This window comes from Streptosporangium sp. NPDC001681 (assembly GCF_040298085.1).
Classification (GTDB): Bacteria; Actinomycetota; Actinomycetes; order Streptosporangiales; family Streptosporangiaceae; genus Streptosporangium.
Map to the genome: position 1 here is coordinate 103804 of NZ_JBEOZN010000011.1, position 15273 is coordinate 119076.

20 protein-coding genes, 1 tRNA gene and 3 pseudogenes are annotated in these 15273 nt (G+C 67.8%); 16 read left to right on the plus strand and 8 right to left on the minus strand.

Annotated features, from left to right (window positions below):
* Positions 1-102: 102 nt before the first annotated feature.
* A complete protein-coding gene (locus tag ABT130_RS07625) occupies positions 103-684 on the minus strand; it encodes a 5-formyltetrahydrofolate cyclo-ligase (protein ID WP_350953714.1) in 582 nt (193 codons plus the stop codon).
* A 25-nt stretch (positions 685-709) separates the two neighbouring features.
* Here ABT130_RS07625 and galU point away from each other — a divergent pair, with 25 nt between their 5' ends.
* From galU to ABT130_RS07670, 9 genes are all read left to right on the plus strand, one after another.
* Positions 710-1609 (plus strand): UTP--glucose-1-phosphate uridylyltransferase GalU, encoded by a 900-nt coding sequence (galU, locus tag ABT130_RS07630; protein WP_350930282.1) that lies wholly within the window; start codon positions 710-712, stop codon positions 1607-1609.
* A gap of 5 nt (positions 1610-1614) precedes the next feature.
* Positions 1615-2802 carry a molybdotransferase-like divisome protein Glp gene (glp, locus tag ABT130_RS07635; protein WP_350953760.1) on the plus strand — a complete coding sequence of 396 codons (1188 nt, stop codon included), beginning with the start codon at positions 1615-1617 and terminating at the stop codon, positions 2800-2802.
* On the plus strand, positions 2799-3275 hold the full coding sequence (gene moaC, locus ABT130_RS07640) for a cyclic pyranopterin monophosphate synthase MoaC (protein ID WP_350930283.1): 477 nt from the start codon (positions 2799-2801) through the stop codon (positions 3273-3275). Before glp ends, moaC begins: the two co-directional genes overlap by 4 nt.
* Positions 3272-3745, plus strand: a complete 474-nt coding sequence (locus ABT130_RS07645) for a MogA/MoaB family molybdenum cofactor biosynthesis protein (protein WP_350930284.1) — start codon at positions 3272-3274, stop codon at positions 3743-3745. Before moaC ends, ABT130_RS07645 begins: the two co-directional genes overlap by 4 nt.
* 60 nt (positions 3746-3805) lie before the next feature.
* A complete protein-coding gene (locus tag ABT130_RS07650) occupies positions 3806-4459 on the plus strand; it encodes a GNAT family N-acetyltransferase (RefSeq protein ID WP_350930299.1) in 654 nt (217 codons plus the stop codon).
* A 124-nt stretch (positions 4460-4583) separates the two neighbouring features.
* Entirely contained in the window at positions 4584-5306 is a 723-nt protein-coding gene (gene sepX / locus ABT130_RS07655) for a divisome protein SepX/GlpR (protein ID WP_350953715.1), read from the plus strand.
* Between the two features lie 57 nt (positions 5307-5363).
* A tRNA-Ala gene (locus ABT130_RS07660) sits at positions 5364-5440 on the plus strand.
* A gap of 133 nt (positions 5441-5573) precedes the next feature.
* Positions 5574-5858, plus strand: a complete 285-nt coding sequence (locus ABT130_RS07665) for a DUF7710 domain-containing protein (protein WP_350953716.1) — start codon at positions 5574-5576, stop codon at positions 5856-5858.
* A 37-nt stretch (positions 5859-5895) separates the two neighbouring features.
* Positions 5896-6306, plus strand: a complete 411-nt coding sequence (locus ABT130_RS07670) for a VOC family protein (RefSeq protein WP_350930290.1) — start codon at positions 5896-5898, stop codon at positions 6304-6306.
* A 19-nt stretch (positions 6307-6325) separates the two neighbouring features.
* Here ABT130_RS07670 and ABT130_RS07675 read toward each other — a convergent pair.
* Both ABT130_RS07675 and ABT130_RS07680 read right to left on the minus strand, forming a co-directional pair.
* Positions 6326-6970 (minus strand): annotated as a pseudogene (locus ABT130_RS07675) (IS5 family transposase); the annotation flags it as partial.
* Positions 6922-7485: pseudogene (locus ABT130_RS07680) on the minus strand (TetR/AcrR family transcriptional regulator); the annotation flags it as partial. The pseudogenes ABT130_RS07680 and ABT130_RS07675, both read right to left, overlap by 49 nt.
* Positions 7486-7536: 51 nt before the next feature.
* Here ABT130_RS07680 and ABT130_RS07685 point away from each other — a divergent pair.
* Complete coding sequence (locus ABT130_RS07685; protein WP_350953719.1) at positions 7537-8427, plus strand: SDR family oxidoreductase; 891 nt, start codon at positions 7537-7539, stop codon at positions 8425-8427.
* Positions 8428-8701: 274 nt separating this feature from the next.
* Here the strand turns inward: ABT130_RS07685 and ABT130_RS07690 are convergent, their stop codons facing one another.
* Positions 8702-9280: a site-specific integrase gene (locus tag ABT130_RS07690; protein ID WP_350953721.1), complete on the minus strand. Its 579-nt coding sequence runs from the start codon at positions 9278-9280 to the stop codon at positions 8702-8704.
* On the opposite strand from ABT130_RS07690, the gene ABT130_RS07695 reads away from it, so the two are divergent.
* From ABT130_RS07695 to ABT130_RS07710, 4 genes are all read left to right on the plus strand, one after another.
* Positions 9248-9439, plus strand: a complete 192-nt coding sequence (locus ABT130_RS07695) for a hypothetical protein (protein WP_350953722.1) — start codon at positions 9248-9250, stop codon at positions 9437-9439. The genes ABT130_RS07690 and ABT130_RS07695 overlap by 33 nt on opposite strands.
* Positions 9440-9515: 76 nt before the next feature.
* Positions 9516-9875, plus strand: a complete 360-nt coding sequence (locus ABT130_RS07700; RefSeq protein WP_350953724.1) for a VOC family protein — start codon at positions 9516-9518, stop codon at positions 9873-9875.
* Positions 9876-9972: 97 nt separating this feature from the next.
* Positions 9973-10350: a hypothetical protein gene (locus ABT130_RS07705; RefSeq protein WP_350953726.1), complete on the plus strand. Its 378-nt coding sequence runs from the start codon at positions 9973-9975 to the stop codon at positions 10348-10350.
* Between the two features lie 214 nt (positions 10351-10564).
* Positions 10565-11176, plus strand: coding sequence for a DUF6461 domain-containing protein (locus tag ABT130_RS07710; protein WP_350953728.1), 612 nt, complete (start codon positions 10565-10567; stop codon positions 11174-11176).
* A gap of 149 nt (positions 11177-11325) precedes the next feature.
* Here the strand turns inward: ABT130_RS07710 and ABT130_RS07715 are convergent, their stop codons facing one another.
* Positions 11326-11652 carry a hypothetical protein gene (locus ABT130_RS07715; RefSeq protein ID WP_350953730.1) on the minus strand — a complete coding sequence of 109 codons (327 nt, stop codon included), beginning with the start codon at positions 11650-11652 and terminating at the stop codon, positions 11326-11328.
* 55 nt (positions 11653-11707) lie between these two features.
* On the opposite strand from ABT130_RS07715, the pseudogene ABT130_RS07720 reads away from it, so the two are divergent.
* Positions 11708-11872, plus strand: a pseudogene (locus ABT130_RS07720) (helix-turn-helix domain-containing protein); the annotation flags it as partial.
* Between the two features lie 299 nt (positions 11873-12171).
* Positions 12172-12768, plus strand: coding sequence for a hypothetical protein (locus ABT130_RS07725; protein WP_350953764.1), 597 nt, complete (start codon positions 12172-12174; stop codon positions 12766-12768).
* A gap of 281 nt (positions 12769-13049) precedes the next feature.
* Here the strand turns inward: ABT130_RS07725 and ABT130_RS07730 are convergent, their stop codons facing one another.
* From ABT130_RS07730 to ABT130_RS07740, 3 genes are all read right to left on the minus strand, one after another.
* Positions 13050-13595, minus strand: coding sequence for a DUF2716 domain-containing protein (locus ABT130_RS07730; RefSeq protein ID WP_350953732.1), 546 nt, complete (start codon positions 13593-13595; stop codon positions 13050-13052).
* A gap of 259 nt (positions 13596-13854) precedes the next feature.
* Positions 13855-14448, minus strand: coding sequence for a hypothetical protein (locus ABT130_RS07735; RefSeq protein ID WP_350953734.1), 594 nt, complete (start codon positions 14446-14448; stop codon positions 13855-13857).
* 134 nt (positions 14449-14582) lie between these two features.
* Positions 14583-15059, minus strand: a complete 477-nt coding sequence (locus tag ABT130_RS07740; protein ID WP_350953736.1) for a tyrosine-type recombinase/integrase — start codon at positions 15057-15059, stop codon at positions 14583-14585.
* Positions 15060-15273: the final 214 nt, after the last annotated feature.

Consider the following 15273-nt stretch of genomic DNA (forward strand, 5'->3'; position numbering starts at 1 on the left):
CGGGTGCTCTCGGCGCTGGTTGTGGAGGTCTCCGGGTCGGTCGCGTGTCTGAGGCGCCGGCGTCGGAGGTTTCTCGGGCGGCCGGGTGCCCCGCGTGCCGGCTCAGGTGCCCGTGGCGCCCGTCCTGAAGATCCCCTCGGGCGTCGCCGCGTAGCGGACCGCCATGTCGTGCGGCTCGGCGGGCACGTCGTCGAGCAACTCGCCCTCGTGCAGCAGCGCCACGGTCGGCACGTTCGGGCCGACCCTGGCCAGTGCCCGGTCGTAGGAGCCGCCGCCCCGCCCGAGCCGTACCCCGGTGGACCTGTCCACCGCCAGCGCGGGCACGATCACCAGTGCCGCGGTCCTGATCGCGTCGACGCCGCGGCGGGTGTCGACCGGTTCCATGATCCCGAAGCGGCCGGGGGCCAGGGTGTCTGGGCCGTCGTACACGGCCCAGTCGAGATCGGCGTCGTCGCGGAGCACGGGCAGGATCACGGTCGCGCCGTGCTTCCACAGGGCGAAGACCAGCCCGTGGGTCGCGGGCTCCGTCCCGATCGACCAGTAGCACGCGACGAGCCCGGCCATCTGGACCCAGGGCCGGTCCAGCAGGGATTCCCTGATCTGGACGGAGGCCGCATGGCGCCGCTCATCGGGGATCGCGGCCCGCGCCGCCTCGACAGTGGCACGCAGCCTCAGCTTGTCCACGGGTCCCTCCACTATGGTTTCGGTTATGGCCGACTTCGATGCTGTGACGAAAGCCGTTGTCCCCGCGGCGGGTCTGGGCACCCGTTTTCTTCCGGCGACCAAGGCGACCCCCAAGGAGATGTTGCCGATCGTCGACAAGCCCGCGATCCAGTATGTCGTCGAGGAGGCGGTCTCCGCCGGACTGCTCGACGTCCTCATGGTCACCGGGAAGAACAAGCGTTCTATCGAGGACCACTTCGACCGGGCGATCGAGCTTGAGGAGGCCCTGGAGGCCAAGGGCGACGACGAGCGCCTCTCCCAGGTACGCGAGCCCGCGGACCTGGCCACCATCCACTACGTACGGCAGGGCAGGCCGCGCGGCCTCGGCCACGCGGTCCTCTGCGCCAAGCAGCACGTGGGCGACAGCCCCTTCGCGTGCCTGCTCGGTGACGACCTCATCGACTACCGCGACGAGCTCCTCAAGCGCATGATCGAGGTACGCGGCGTGTACGGCGGCAGCGTCATCGCGCTGATGGAGGTCCCCAGGGAGCAGGTCTCCCTGTACGGTTGCGCCGCCATCGTGCCCACCGGCGAGGACGACGTGGTCAGGGTGACCGACCTGGTGGAGAAGCCCCCCGCGGACGAGGCCCCGTCCAACTGGGCGGTCATCGGCCGGTACGTGATCGACCCGGCCGTCTTCGAGGTCCTGGAGAACACCCCGCCGGGGCGCGGCAACGAGATCCAGCTCACCGACGCCCTGCGTACCCTCGCCGGGCGCGGCAACGACCAGGGCGGCCCGGTGCACGGAGTGCTGTTCCGAGGCCGCCGCTACGACACCGGCAACAAGCTCGACTACCTCCGTACGGTGGTGCAGTTCGCCGCCGACCGCCCCGACCTGGCACCGGAGTTCCTGCCCTGGCTCAAGGAGTTCCTGGCCGCGCGATGAGCTCCATGAGATCGGTCGACGACCACCTTTCCGACATCCTGCGTACCGTCCGGGTCCTCGCTCCGCTGGAGGTGGAACTGGAGCAGGCGCTGGGCACCACGCTGGCCGAGGAGGTCACGGCCCCGGTTCCGCTGCCGCCCTTCGACAACTCCGCGATGGACGGCTACGCCGTGCGGGCCGAGGACGTCGCCGGCGCCCCGGTGACGCTCCCGGTGATCGACGACATCGCGGCCGGCGACGGCCGGATGCAGGCCATCGGCCCCGGCATGGTCATGCGGATCATGACGGGGGCCCCGATGCCCGCCGGGGCCGACGCGGTGATCCCGGTCGAGTGGACCGACGGCGGTACCGCGCAGGTGGTGATCAACCGCTCCGCGCCGCCGGGGAACGCCATTCGCAGGTCGGGAGAGGACGTGCGCGCCGGTGACGTCGTGCTGCCCGCGGGTACCCCGATCGGGCCCGCGCAGCTCGGAGTGCTGGCCGGGGTGGGCCGCCGCCGGGTGCTGGTGCGGCCCCGTCCGAGGGTGGTGGTGATATCCACCGGGGCCGAGCTGGTCGAGCCCGGCCTGCCCCTGGGCGACGGCCAGATCTGGGAGTCCAACAGCTTCGCCCTGATCGCCGCGGTCCGCGAGGCGGGTGGCGAGGGCTACCGGGCGGGGATCGTCGTCGACGACGCCGCGCGGTTTCTCGACCAGCTCGACGCGCAGCTCCTGCGGGCCGACCTGGTGATCACCAGCGGCGGTATCTCGATGGGGGCGTACGAGCCGGTCAAGGAGGCCCTCGGGCCGCTCGGCACGGTCCGCTTCGAGCGGGTCGCCATGCAGCCGGGCATGCCCCAGGGCTTCGGCGTGGTCGGCGAGGACCACATCCCGATCTTCACGTTGCCGGGCAACCCGGTGTCGTCGTTCGTGTCGTTCATGGTGTTCGTCCGGCCCGCGCTACGGAAGATGGGCGGTCTGGCCGCCGAGCCCACGGCGACCGTGCGGGCGGTCACCACCGGGCCGCTCCGCTCGCCCCAGGGCAAGCGCTCCTACCTGCGCGGCGTGCTCGGCCCCGGCGGCACCGTCGACCCGGTGCGCAGGCAGGGCTCGCACCAGCTCGCCGCCCTGGCCTCGGCCAACGCCCTGATCGTGGTCCCCGAGGACGTCGTCGAGCTTCCCGAGGGCGCGAGTGTGGAGGTCATCCCACTGTGACTGGATTCACGCACATCGACGAGACCGGCGCGGCGCGCATGGTGGACGTCTCGGCCAAGGAGGTCTCCGTCCGTACGGCGACCGCCACCGGCAGGGTGCTGCTCTCGGCCGAGGCCGTGGCGCTGCTGCGGTCGGGGGAGGTCCCCAAGGGCGACGCGATCGGCACCGCGCGGATCGCCGGGATCATGGGGGCCAAGCGGACCCCCGACCTGATCCCGCTCTGCCACCCCATCGCGCTGCACGGGGTCAAGGTCGAGCTGGCCGTGGTCGACGACGGCGTGGAGATCACGGTACGGGTCAAGACCGCCGACCGTACCGGGGTCGAGATGGAGGCGCTGACCGCGGTCTCGGTCGCCGCGCTCGCTCTGATCGACATGGTCAAGGCGGTCGACCCGGCCGCCGTGATCACCGATGTCCGGGTCGAGGAGAAGACCGGCGGCAAGACGGGCGTCTGGACCAGGGGAACCTCATGAGAGCCCTGGTGATCACCGCGTCCAACCGGGCCGCCGCCGGGACGTACCAGGACACGTCCGGGAAGCTGCTGGCCGGGCTGCTCGCCGAGGCCGGGTGCGAGGTGGACGGGCCGAGGGTGGTTCCCGACGGCGAGCCGGTCGAGGCGGCGCTGCGCTCCGGGGTGGCCGAGGGGTACGACGTGATCGTCACCACCGGCGGCACCGGGCTGACCCCGGCCGACCTCACCCCGGAGATGACCCGGCGGGTGATCGACAGGGAGGTCCCCGGCATCGCCGAGGCGATCCGCCAGGTCAACCGGGAGAAGGTGCCCACCTCGATCCTGTCGCGCGGGCTCGCCGGGCAGGCGGGTGGCACGCTGATCGTCAACCTGCCCGGTTCCTCCGGAGGGGTGCGCGACGGCATGGCCGTGCTGGCGCCGGTGCTCCGGCATGCCGTGGACCAGATCCGCGGGGGAGACCACCCTCGCTGACTCGTACCTTCGCGCGGGCCCGTCGCCTCCCATAGCACGGTGGGTGGTGTTGGGGGGATGATGGAGGGCGTGGATCGACTTCGTGGCTGGCCGGTGACCCTGACGGAAGGTCCGGTAGGACTTCGACCGCTGCGGCTGCGGGACGTACGCGTCTGGCGGGAGTCGCGGCTGCGCAACGCGAACTGGCTCCGTCCCTGGGAGCCGAGCAATCCTGAGACCCCCCTCTTCAAGACCGGCCTCGGCCCCTACATCTCGATGGCCGGAACCCTCCGCAGGGAGGCCCGGCAGGGCCTCGCACTACCGTGGGTGATCACCTACGAGGGCGCCTTCGCCGGGCAGCTCACCGTGGGCGCCATCGTCTGGGGCTCCGCCAGGTCGGCCCAGATCGGTTACTGGGTGGACGGCGCGCTGGCCGGTCGCGGGATCACCCCCACCGCGGTCGCCATGGCGGTCGATCACTGCTTCTTCACCACGGGGCTGCACCGGGTCGAGGCCAATATCCGGCCGGAAAATCACGCAAGCCGCAGAGTGGTTGAAAAACTTGGTTTTAGGGAAGAGGGCATCAGACGTAGGCATTTGCACATCGATGGTGCCTGGCGTGACCACATTTGTTACGCGCTCACGGTCGAAGACGCGCCGAGAGGGTTGCTTGTGCGGTGGCGGCGGGCCCGTGAGGCGGCCGCCCATGGCGGCACTCCGCACGAAGAGGTTTGAAGATCTCACGACACACCGCATCGAATGCTCGTCAAATAGTGACACGCGGTCTTACGGTGCGTGACATGAGCACATCGAAGGCGCCGGGAGACCACCCGCGTCTTCATGCTGCCCGGAGGTGGCCGTGAGCAGCGTTGTCCTGTATTTGGCCATTGTCATTATGTGGCTGTGCGTGCTCGTGCCCATGTGGCTGCGCCGCGACCGCAACACCCTCGTCGAGACGACCAAGGACCCCGAGTCGTACGCCTACGACGAGGATTCCACCGAGACCCTGGTCGAGCCGCCGCACGCGTCCTCCCCGGAGTCCCCGGCCGAGTCCTCCTCGGGGGGCCTTTCCGCCACCGGGACCATGTCGGAGTTCCCGCCGGGCGACGACGCGTCGCAGCCCGGCGATCGGGAGATCTCGACGGGTGCCCAGACCGCGTCCGAGACCCCGCCCGCACGCCGGCCCAACCCGCGGAGGATCGCGGCCGAGCGCCGTCGCGCCGAGCTCCGCCGCAGGGGGAGGCAGGTGGCCAAGCGCAGGCGGCTGACCTTCTGGTGCGTGCTGCTCCTGCTCGCCTCCGTGGTGACGGCCGCCGTCCAGGTCATCCCCTGGTGGGGCGTGGCGCCCTCCGTGGTGCTTCTGGGGGCCTATCTGGCCATTCTCCGGGTCACCGTGCAGATCGACGCCGAGCAGCGGAGAGCGGCCGCCAAGGCCCGCGCGGAACGTGCCAGACGCGCCCGCCGCCGCGCCGCCCTGCTGGAGGCCCAGCGCCCGGTGGCCGAGGTCATCGACCTGACCGCGCTCCGCGACGAGCTCTTCGACCAGTACGCCGAGACACCCCGCCGCGCGGTCGGCGACTGACGGTGGCTCTGGATGGCGCGAGTGCCCCCGGAAGTTTGCTAATCTAGTCCACGTCTTGGGGATGTAGCGCAGTCCGGTAGCGCACTTCGTTCGCATCGAAGGGGTCAGGGGTTCGAATCCCCTCATCTCCACCAGGTCAGAGGCCGCTTCCGAGAGATCGGGAGCGGCCTTCTGCGTTGCTGAGTGACCAACTGAGTGACTACGGTCCATCCACCGAGGCCGTGCCTCTCCGGGTTTCGCAGAGTTCAGTGACGAGGTGTCTCAGCGGTGAGCGATTCCAGTCCCGTGACCGTGTGGGTCTTCCTGGGTGAGGGTGCTCAGTGGCCGTCAGGCGTGTTCCGGACGCGAGAGCGCGCAGAGTCGTGGATCAAGACCGGCAAGCTGACGGGGATGCTCACGGAGTACCCCCTCGACACGGGTGTCTACGACTGGGCGATCGAGCATGGCCACTTCCAGCCCCGCGCCGCCCATCAGCAGACCCCCTCGTTCGTCGGGCGCTTCACGACCGCGCAGCAGGAGCACTTCCACTACACCGATGGGAACCCGGACTAAGGCTCCTATATCGGATATCTTGTGACAAGATTGCGAAATGCTGCGACTCACCGATTTCATCATCGACTGCCCGGACACGATGAAGCTGGCGGCCTTCTACTCTGAGGTGACGGGCCGCGCGATCAAGGAAGGCAGCCACGAGAACTGGGCCGGCATCAAGTTCGGCGAGGTCGAGCTGGCCTTCATCCGGGTGGACGACTACCGCGCTCCGCAGTGGCCCGACAGCGAGCACCCCAAGCAGTTCCACCTCGACTTCGAAGTGGACGAGATCGAGTCCGAGCAGCGCCGCGTCCTCGATCTCGGCGCGACGCTGCAGCAGGACTTCATCGGCCACGACGGCTACGGCTGGCGGATCTACACCGACCCGATCGGCCACCCCTTCTGCCTGTGCCGCAACAAGGGCGTCATCTGGACCGACCAGGGCCCGATCTGGCCCAAGCGCGACTAGAGCGCGTATTCAGTTGTGATCAAGAGACGGTCCGGGTGAGGTCTTTGATCCAAATCATCGCGGCGCGAAGGTAGAGGCTGGCGAGGTAGCTCTCAGGGGTCTTGTCATAGCGGGTGGCGATGCCTCGCCAGGCCTTCAGCTTGTTGATCAGACGCTCGACGGTGTTCCGCTCCTTGTAGAGGTCGACGTCGTGGCTGACGGGCCAGCCGCCCTTGCTGCCCTTCTTCTTCCGGCTGGCGACCTGGTCCCTCTTCTCCGGGATGACAGCCTGAATGTGGCGTTTCCGCAGGTAGGCGCGGTTGCTGCGGGACGAGTAGGCCTTGTCCCGGCGACCGCGCGGGGCCGGACGCGGGGACGGCCGACGGGGCCCCGCACCCGTATCTTCTTGAGCACGGAGATGAACTGCGGACTGTCCGCGGCCTGCCCAGCGGTCAGGACGAACGCCAGTGGGCGGCACTTGCGGTCGGCGGCGAGGTGGACCTAGCTGGTCTGCCCGCCCCTCGATCGTCCGAGCAGGGGCAGCTTTCAGTCGAAGTTTGTGCCGGCGTCCGTGACCATGCGGACGAGGGTGTCGACGAGCTCGTCGGAGGTGGTGCGCAATTTGTCTGTGCTGAGGTGGCCGCTGAGCTCCATGTCCGCGATGCCGTGGGCGCTGCTGAGCAGCAGGGCGCCGTAGTGCCGTGCGTTCCGCTCCCCGACGAGGTCGGCGACGATGGCCAGGAACTCGTCCTGGAAGCGTCCGGCCGTGCGGACGCGGTCTGCGGCCGGGTCGCCCGCCGGTGTGCACAGCTGACGCCGGACGCGATCGAGTCCTTCACCAAGTTCTTCAGGACGGTGTCCGCGACGCCTGAACAACATCTGGTACAGGTGCGGCTGGTCCCGGCCGACGCCGATGAGGGTGCGGAGAGCGCCGCGCAGCTTGTCGGAGACCGACAGGGCCGGATCGGTCCGCAGGGCGTGGACCTGGTCGGCGATCCGTTCCCAGCTCTCGGTCGCGACGGCGGTCAGCAGGCTGTCCTTGCCCGTGAAGTGCCGGTACGGCGCTCCCCGCGTCACGCCTGCCCGCGCGCCCACCTCGCGCAAGGTGACCGCTTCGGGGCCGCCGAGGTCGAGGAGGTCGGCGGCCGCGTCGAGCAGAGCGCGGCGGGTGAGGGCGGCGGATTCCGCACGAGTGACCATGGCCTCGATCTTACAGTTGACAGTGTCATCTGTGCGGGTAGCGTAGCCAAGGTGACAACGTCATCTGAGACTCAGAAGCTGATCGTCGTAACCGGAGCCTCCACAGGCATGGGCGCGTCAGCCGCCCGCGAACTGGCTCGCCAGGGATTCCACGTCCTGGCCGGCGTGCGACGCGACCGTGACGCCGACGCCATCCGATCGACCGGCATCGAGCCGGTCATCCTCGACATCACCAAGTCCGAGCAGGTGGAGGCACTCGCCGTGCGGGTCGCCGGCGACCCGCGCGCGCTGCACGCGCTCGTCAACAACGCCGGCGTCCAGGTGAACGCCCCGGTCGAAGCCCTGCCGATGGCGGAGTGGCGGCGGGTGTTCGAAGTCAACCTGTTCGGCCACATCGCCGTCACTCAGGCGCTCCTACCCGCGCTGCTGCGCAGCAAGGGTCGCGTGATCAACATCAGCTCGGTCGGCGGCAAGATCGCCATGGCCACATACGGTGCGTACGCCGGCGCGAAGTTCGCCCTGGAGGCGGTCAGTGACTCGCTCCGCAGGGAGGTCGCGCCGCTGGGCGTACAGGTGGTCGTGGTTGAGCCTGGCGGCGTCCGCACGGAGATGGCCGCCCGCGGGATCGCGACGGCGAACCACCTGGCCGCCCAGATGACGCCGGACCAGGACGAGCGCTACGGCAGCCTGGTCCAGGCGAATAACAAGTTGATGGCCTCGGGCACTGCATCGGGCCTGACCGCTGACGCCGCCGCCCGGGTCATCGCGAAGGCGGTGACGACCCACAGACCGCGCACCCGCTACACCGCCGGCCGGGATGCCGCCCTGATCACCCGCCTGGCCCGGATGCTGTCCGACCGCACGCTCGACCGCGTCCTCGCCGCCAACCTGCGCCGCCACTACCCGAAGGGAGCCGTCGGCCGAGGAGGACTCCACGAATGAACTCCCACTCCTCGTCCGTCAGTTGGACCCTCGTCGCACAAGACGACCTACCGGATCGGGCCCCGCAACAAGGGCGAATCCCGCAGATCGATCACAACTCGATACGCGCCCTAGAGGGCTTGCTCGTCGACCGCCGATCCGCCACGACGTTGCCCTCTACGCGGCCGGATGGCATCTCGCAACAAGACGAAGGTTGCCTGATGCAGCGTCAGAAAGCGACAACCCGGCGAGGCGGACGCTCTCGCCGGGCATGGGTCTACGTCGGAGTGCTGAGCTAGAGATCGGGAAAGAGCTTGTCCATCGCTTCGGCCCCTTCTAGGAGCATCGGGCGGAGCTGCTTGCGGTAGACGGTCTCCGTCACCGAGGTGTTGCGGTGGCCGACCAGGCGGGAGATGTTCTCCAGCGGGATGCCGGAGTCGGACAGCAGCGAGACGAAGCTGTGCCGCATCTCGCGGGGTGTCCACTCCTCCTCGTTCAGGCCGGCCTTCTTGAACACGGCCCGGAACGAGCGGCGGACGTTGTGGGAGTCGAGTTCGGTGCCGACCTTGGAGGCGAAGACGAGGTCGTTGTCCTGCCAACTCGTTCCCGCCGCCTTGCGGGCCACGTCCTGGCGCTCGCGGTGGAGCTTGAGGGCGTCGACACACCGCCTCGGCATGGCCAGTGTGCGCCGGGACTTGCGGGTCTTGGTGTCGCCGCCCTCCCGGACCGAGCGCCAGACCATGATGGACGGCGGGGTGCCGTCGAGGTCGACGTGTGACCAGGTGAGCGTCCGTAGTTCCTCGGTGCGCGCCCCGAGCAGCAGCGACAGCACGATGTACGCATGCAGTGCCGTGCCCTCGGACGCCTTGAGCACGGCTTCCGCCTGGTCGAGGGTGAGCGACTTGGACGGACGCCCCTGCAGGCGGCGCTGATCCCGATGTCGTACTTCGGCCAGTCGCTGGTCCCCGTTCTGCTGGTCTTCTACGCCTGCCTGGCGTCCACCTGGGGCGCCAACCTCTTGCATCCGCGCTGACCGGTTAGTAGATAGTCCTTTACAAAACCAGCTGCTTCTGGAACCGGCCCGTCCAACCCGTCAAAAGGAATCGCCGATGTCTATTCGCCGAGTGATGCCCGACATCCGATCAGAGGCCATGGAGGAGAGCCGGGACTTCTACGGCCTCCTGGGGTTCGAGGAAGTCATGAACCATGGTTGGGTCATGACGCTCGCCTCTCCGTCCAACCCCACGGCGCAGGTCACCTTCATGAGCCAGGACAAGACCGCGCCGGTCGTGCCCGACATGAGCGTGGAGGTGGACGATGTGGACGCGGCCTATGCGGTGATGCGAGAGAGCGGCGCGGAGATCGTCCACTCCCTGCGGGACGAGGAGTGGGGAGTGCGCCGGTTCTTCGTCCGTGATCCCAACGGTCGGGTGGTCAACGTGCTCGGTCACCGATGTGGCAGCCGTTGATCGGAAGTGGTGCGTCTCACCAGGGTCCGCATGCACGTTGAGCTCCCCCCCGCAGGACGGACACCTGTTGACCCCGAAACCTGGGTAGCGTCAAGCCATGCCCGCCTTTGCGATCGCAGGCCTGGTCCTGCTCGCCATACTCGCCGTCAGCCAGATCGCCCTTGCTGCCGGAGCGCCCTTGGGCCGTTTCGCCTGGGGTGGCCGGCACGACGTGCTGCCTCGAAACCTCCGGATCGGGAGCGTTGTCGCGGTCCTGATCTACGCTGTGTTCGCGCTGTTCCTAGTGAGCAAAGCCGGCCTGGTGTCGATCATCGGCGAGCCGCTGTTGACGATCGGGATGTGGGTGATCGTGATTTACCTGGTGCTGAACTCGGTGATGAACCTGTTGTCGCGCAGCAAGTTCGAGCGCTTGGTGATGACGCCGGTCGCGCTGGTGATGGGGGCCGTGTTCCTGGTGGTGACGTTGACCGCGTAGCAGTGGGCACGCTGGTGCGCTTTGACGTGACAACGCCAGGACGTATCGGCCGTCGGAGACAGTCGAACTCACCGACGCAGCGTCCGGACGACCGGCCATCAGCGGAATTCCGTCGAAGGTGGAGTACGAACCCACTCTCAACGCCTTCAGAAATCGAGTAAGACACCCCTTAACCCACGGGCGTCTTGCGGTACGCCCCTGTCGAGAGGCAGCCATGCAGTCACGGACCTACCTGCACGACCTTCTGGTCTCGACCCTCTTCACTGAAGGACTCGATGCCGACATGGACCTGTGGGCGCTGGGATTCAGTGCCATCTGGATCAAAGGCGCAGGCCTCGATGCCCTCGCCCCGGCCTTCTCCCTGGACCTCGCCACCCGTACCCCGTGCTACCTGAGCGAGATCCTCGACCGCAACATCGACGACGGCTCCGACTGGGTGGCCGAGGTCAACGGCTGGATCGGTATCGTGCCGGCGCGTTCCGACGACGCGTTCCTGCTGTCCATCACCGAGGGCGGCCGTGAGGCCCTCAGTCTCGACATGGACATCAACAACAATGACTACTTCAAGTACGCGCGCGATGGGCGCATGGTCGTCTCCTTCGAGCCAACCTTGCCAGAGCGGCGGTTCGGCGACGATCCGCACGCGCTCGACCACCTGATGGACGGACTGCGCTTCCAGATCAACGATGACGGCGTCCTCGACGATCGCGTGGAACAAGACGAGAGCATCAGCTCCGCCTTGGCGCTGATCGGGCGGATCACAGAAACCGACATCGCCACTGACTGGTTCCAGGCGCGGCACTCGCGCATTCGCCCCACCTCCTGACGGCTCCCACTGAGGCATTGAGCGCGCCGCCGGCCAGGTCCGTTGGCGCGACGGCTCTCTTCGTCGTCGGTATGAGACGGGAAAAGCCCCATCTGGAACGGCTTCCTGCTGATCGGCCCGCTACCACCGACACCGGGAAGCCCCGTAGATCATCTGCTGATCGGTCCGTAGGCGTTGTCGCATTTGTTGAGCAGGACGAAGCCGGGGAGCGTCACCGTCTCCAGGAGATGGGCCAGCACGTCCGCCGTCGGCGGAAGATACAGCGCGAGCAACCCGGCCGGCGAGGCACGGCACGCGTCAAGATCGATACCGTTGTTGCGGTATTCCTGCTCCAGCTCCGGGACCACTGATCGCATCGCCTCCGGTCCGCCGGGGGCGCGTGCCAGACAGTCTCTCCAGTACGGGACTCTCACGATCAGCTGGATGGCGACGGTCAGATTACGGCCGATCAGCCCGGCCTGCCCTTCGGAGTCCATGACGCTGGTGGGCGGGACTTGAGTCTCAAGCCGCTTGAGACACCATAGTGACGGCATGGACGACAACGAGCTGTATCCGATCGGGGACGTGGCACGCCGGACGGGTCTGAGTGTCAGCGCCATCCGGTACTACTCCGACGCCGGGGTCATCGTGCCCACAGGTGTGACCGAGGCGGGCTACCGCCTGTACGACGTCCGGGCGATCGCCCGGCTGGAGCTCATCCGTACCCTTCGCGACCTGGACGCCGGCCTGGACGACATCCGCCAACTGCTCGATGGGGAGACGTCGTTGCACGATCTCCTCGCGACGCACCTGGAGCTCGTCGAGCGGCAGGAGCGAGCCCTTCGGGCCAGACGGGCCGTGCTGAGGACCCTTGTCAAGCAGGGCGGCACGGCCGCGCAGGTGACCTTGATGCACAAACTCGTCTCGATGCCCGATGAGGAGCGTGAGCGGCTCATCGACGATTTCTGGAACGAGGTCGGCGAAGGCCTCGACGTACCCCCGGTTTCGTCGAGCGGTTGCGGACGATGCGGCCGAGCCTGCCGGAGGACCCCACCGCAGCTCAGCTCGAAGCCTGGATCGAGCTGGCCGACCTGGTACGGGGCGAGGAGTTCCGTGGCGCGGTCCGCTCCTATCTCCGGGACACCTACGGCACGTTCCCGGGATGGCGCATGGCCGCCGCACCGGTGTGGGACTTCATCCACGAGGAGGGGGCGAAGGTCGGGGAGGAGGTCTTGGCGGCGTGTCGTTCCGGGCTGCCGGCGGACTCTCCCCGGGCACAGGAGTTGGTTGTTCGCATGGCGAACGCGGCCGCCGAGGCCGTCGGCGGGCAGGCCACGGCTGAGTCGCGGGACCGATTGGCCACGGCTTTTCTCCTCGTCGAGAGGATCCAGCGCGAGGATTCCCTGGAGGAGGCCCGCTACGACGCCACTCATGGCAGGTACCTGTCCCTAGTGGCCGTGATCAACGGGACGCCGCCCGATACGGGTGAGGAGGGGCCTGCGCTCTTCACGTGGATCGCGGCGGCGCTTCGTGCTTCGGCCCGGCGAGGGGGTGAGCCGGGTACGCCGGAAAAGGGAGACGGGCGAGGTCGGCAGTCGACGCGGTCGTGCTGATCACGGCTGGAGAACGGCCGGTGTTCAGGTCTTCTTCGCACCGGGGCAGGGCTCGGACGGGTAGACGGGAAACGATCATTGCCTCCTCGGGAAGCGATCTTCTCAACATCCCCTGCGCTCCAGGCCGGCCCAACTCGTGAACACCCCACAAGATCGAAAGGCCCGGTTCCTGATCATGGAGCCGGGCCTTTTCGCTGTTCAGGATGAGTGTGAGTTGTCAGTGATCGGGGGCGAGCAGCAGGGCGTCCGCAGAGGGGTGCAGGGCCGGAGTCAGCGAAAAGTCAGCGGACGTTTTTGGAGGCACTTGCGGTGGGCGGCTCCCAGGAATGGGCTCGCTTGACCGGCAGCCACGAGGTGAGGAGAGGAGCCAGTTCAGTGAGCAGGCTGGAGCCGAAGATGCAGAGGGTCTGTTCCCAGGGGTGGCCGAAGGTGCCGTTGGTCATGTCTTCGGACAGGAAGATGGAGTAGTCCCCGTTGGGGAAGATCTCGACGGGCCAGCCGACGGTCTCGGCGAGGGCCTGGCGGTGTGGCCAGAACCACCAGCTTGGGTGCTGCCAGTCGAGCACCAGCAAGTGTTGCGACTCGGCGAAGGCGCGAGTCATGGCGAGCAGGCCGAGGGCGTTGACGGCGTTTTGGGCTGCGGTGAATTGAGCCGGATCGCTGGCGAAGATCGGGGCCAGGTCGATGGTCAGCGACGGGGTGGGCTCACTGATCGCAGGTTCACCGTCCCTCCGGGAGTACGGCCGGAAGGCGAAACGCGCGTCGAACGGAGTCCAGCCATCTTCGTAGCGTTCGATTTCGATCTGCTGCCAGGCTGTGGCGGTCACGGGACGACCATAACGTTGAGTGTGAGGTGAGTCGCGCCGTTCGGATGTGGGACGCGGGGTTAAGAACAGAAAGACCCGACCCCACATCATGGAACCGGGCCTTTTTGCTGCTCAGGTGGCGTGCAGGTCGTTGGTGGCCGGGATCGCGCGGTGCGGTGTCCGCTGAGGGCTCCGAGGCTGGAGTCAGCGAAAGGTCAGCGGACGTTCTCGGAGCGGGTGAACTGCCGCGCTGTGACGAGGGGGCCAGCCAATGACTGGGTCAGGCACCGGGGTTGTCGAGGATGACGACGGGGGCATTCTCCACGTCCGGCCACTCGCTCTCCAGGCTCATGCCGGTGGCCGCCTCGATGAAGGCGAACGCCGCGCTGCGCTTACCGCTGTAATCCTCTGGATCGAGGCAGGCGAGCATGGCGCGAAAGTCTGCCAGGACAGTTGGATCGCCTTCCTCAACGGCGTATTGGGTGGAGAGGAAGTCACGCATCCGCGCTCTGATCTCGCCGTCGGCCGCGTGGAGGATCGTGTAGCCCCCGTTGAAGTGCCAGGTCACCATCCACACGCGTGACTTCGTGCTGAGGGCGGTGAGGACGCGGTCGGACAAGCCGAAGCCGTAGGCGAGTTCGAGGAAGCCCCAGGTTCCTTCTCCTTCGGAGACGAGGAGGACGGGTCGGTTCTCGTCTGCGGCCTCCTCTCGGGGATATTCCATGACGCGCCGCTCGGGATCGCGGCCTCCGTTCAGTTGCCGCAGGAGATCGTCCACCGTGATCTCTTCGTTGAGGGGTTGCGCCACGGTCCAGGAAAGTCCGTCCTCTAGCCACTGATGCCGCTCGAAGAAACTGCGGTAGTAGTCGATCACATGATCATTGTGATGGAAGTCAGAGACGAAACACGCTCATGTGGTGCTTCTTCTCGCCGTTATAGCCCCTTGTGGGGCGAGAGACCGAAAGACCCGACTCCAGCTCGTGGAATCGGGTCTTCACCGTGTTCGGGCTACGTGGCTGATTCGTCAGCGGAGGATTGTTGGTCTATGGGTAGGACCTCCGGGAACGAGGCCAGGGAGAAGTCAGCGAACACCGCGCGAGCCCTGTTGTTGCGGTCGCGTGAGGCGTGCGTGTAGCGGTTGAGCGTGGTCGAGATCTGCTCGTGCCCGATGAGTCCCGCCACATCGTTGACGGGGACGCCCTCGGAGACGAGCCAGGTCGCATAGCAGTGCCGTAGGTCATGGAACCGCAGCCCCTCGCCCGCGTGCTGGGCGAGATGGGAGACGGCCTCCTCGCGGGTCGCGAACCGCTTGCGCCGCTCGGTGCCGGCCTTGTCGGTCCAGGTGCCAAGAAAGCCGTCCCCGAGGTCCGAGACCAACCCGAGCAGACCGGCCCGGACGAGGGACGGCCGCCAGACGAGCACCGCCCGGATCGGCACTCCCGCCGGTCCGGGGCGTGGGCCGAGCTCGTCGTCGATCAACGTCATGACGCCGGAATCGTCCAGCAGTCGGGCGTAGTGGCCGGCGACGGCGTCGGGGATTTGTGCTGTCTGCTTGGTGGGAGGCCGTGGTCGGGTGGCTCGGGCTCGGGTGGTGCGCGGCGGCCAGGCGCGTGGCTTCGCCGTACTCACCTGCCGCGGCCGCGCAGCAGCGCGACCGCGGTGGGCTCGTCCAGGGCGGGGACGAAATGCTGGTAGCGGG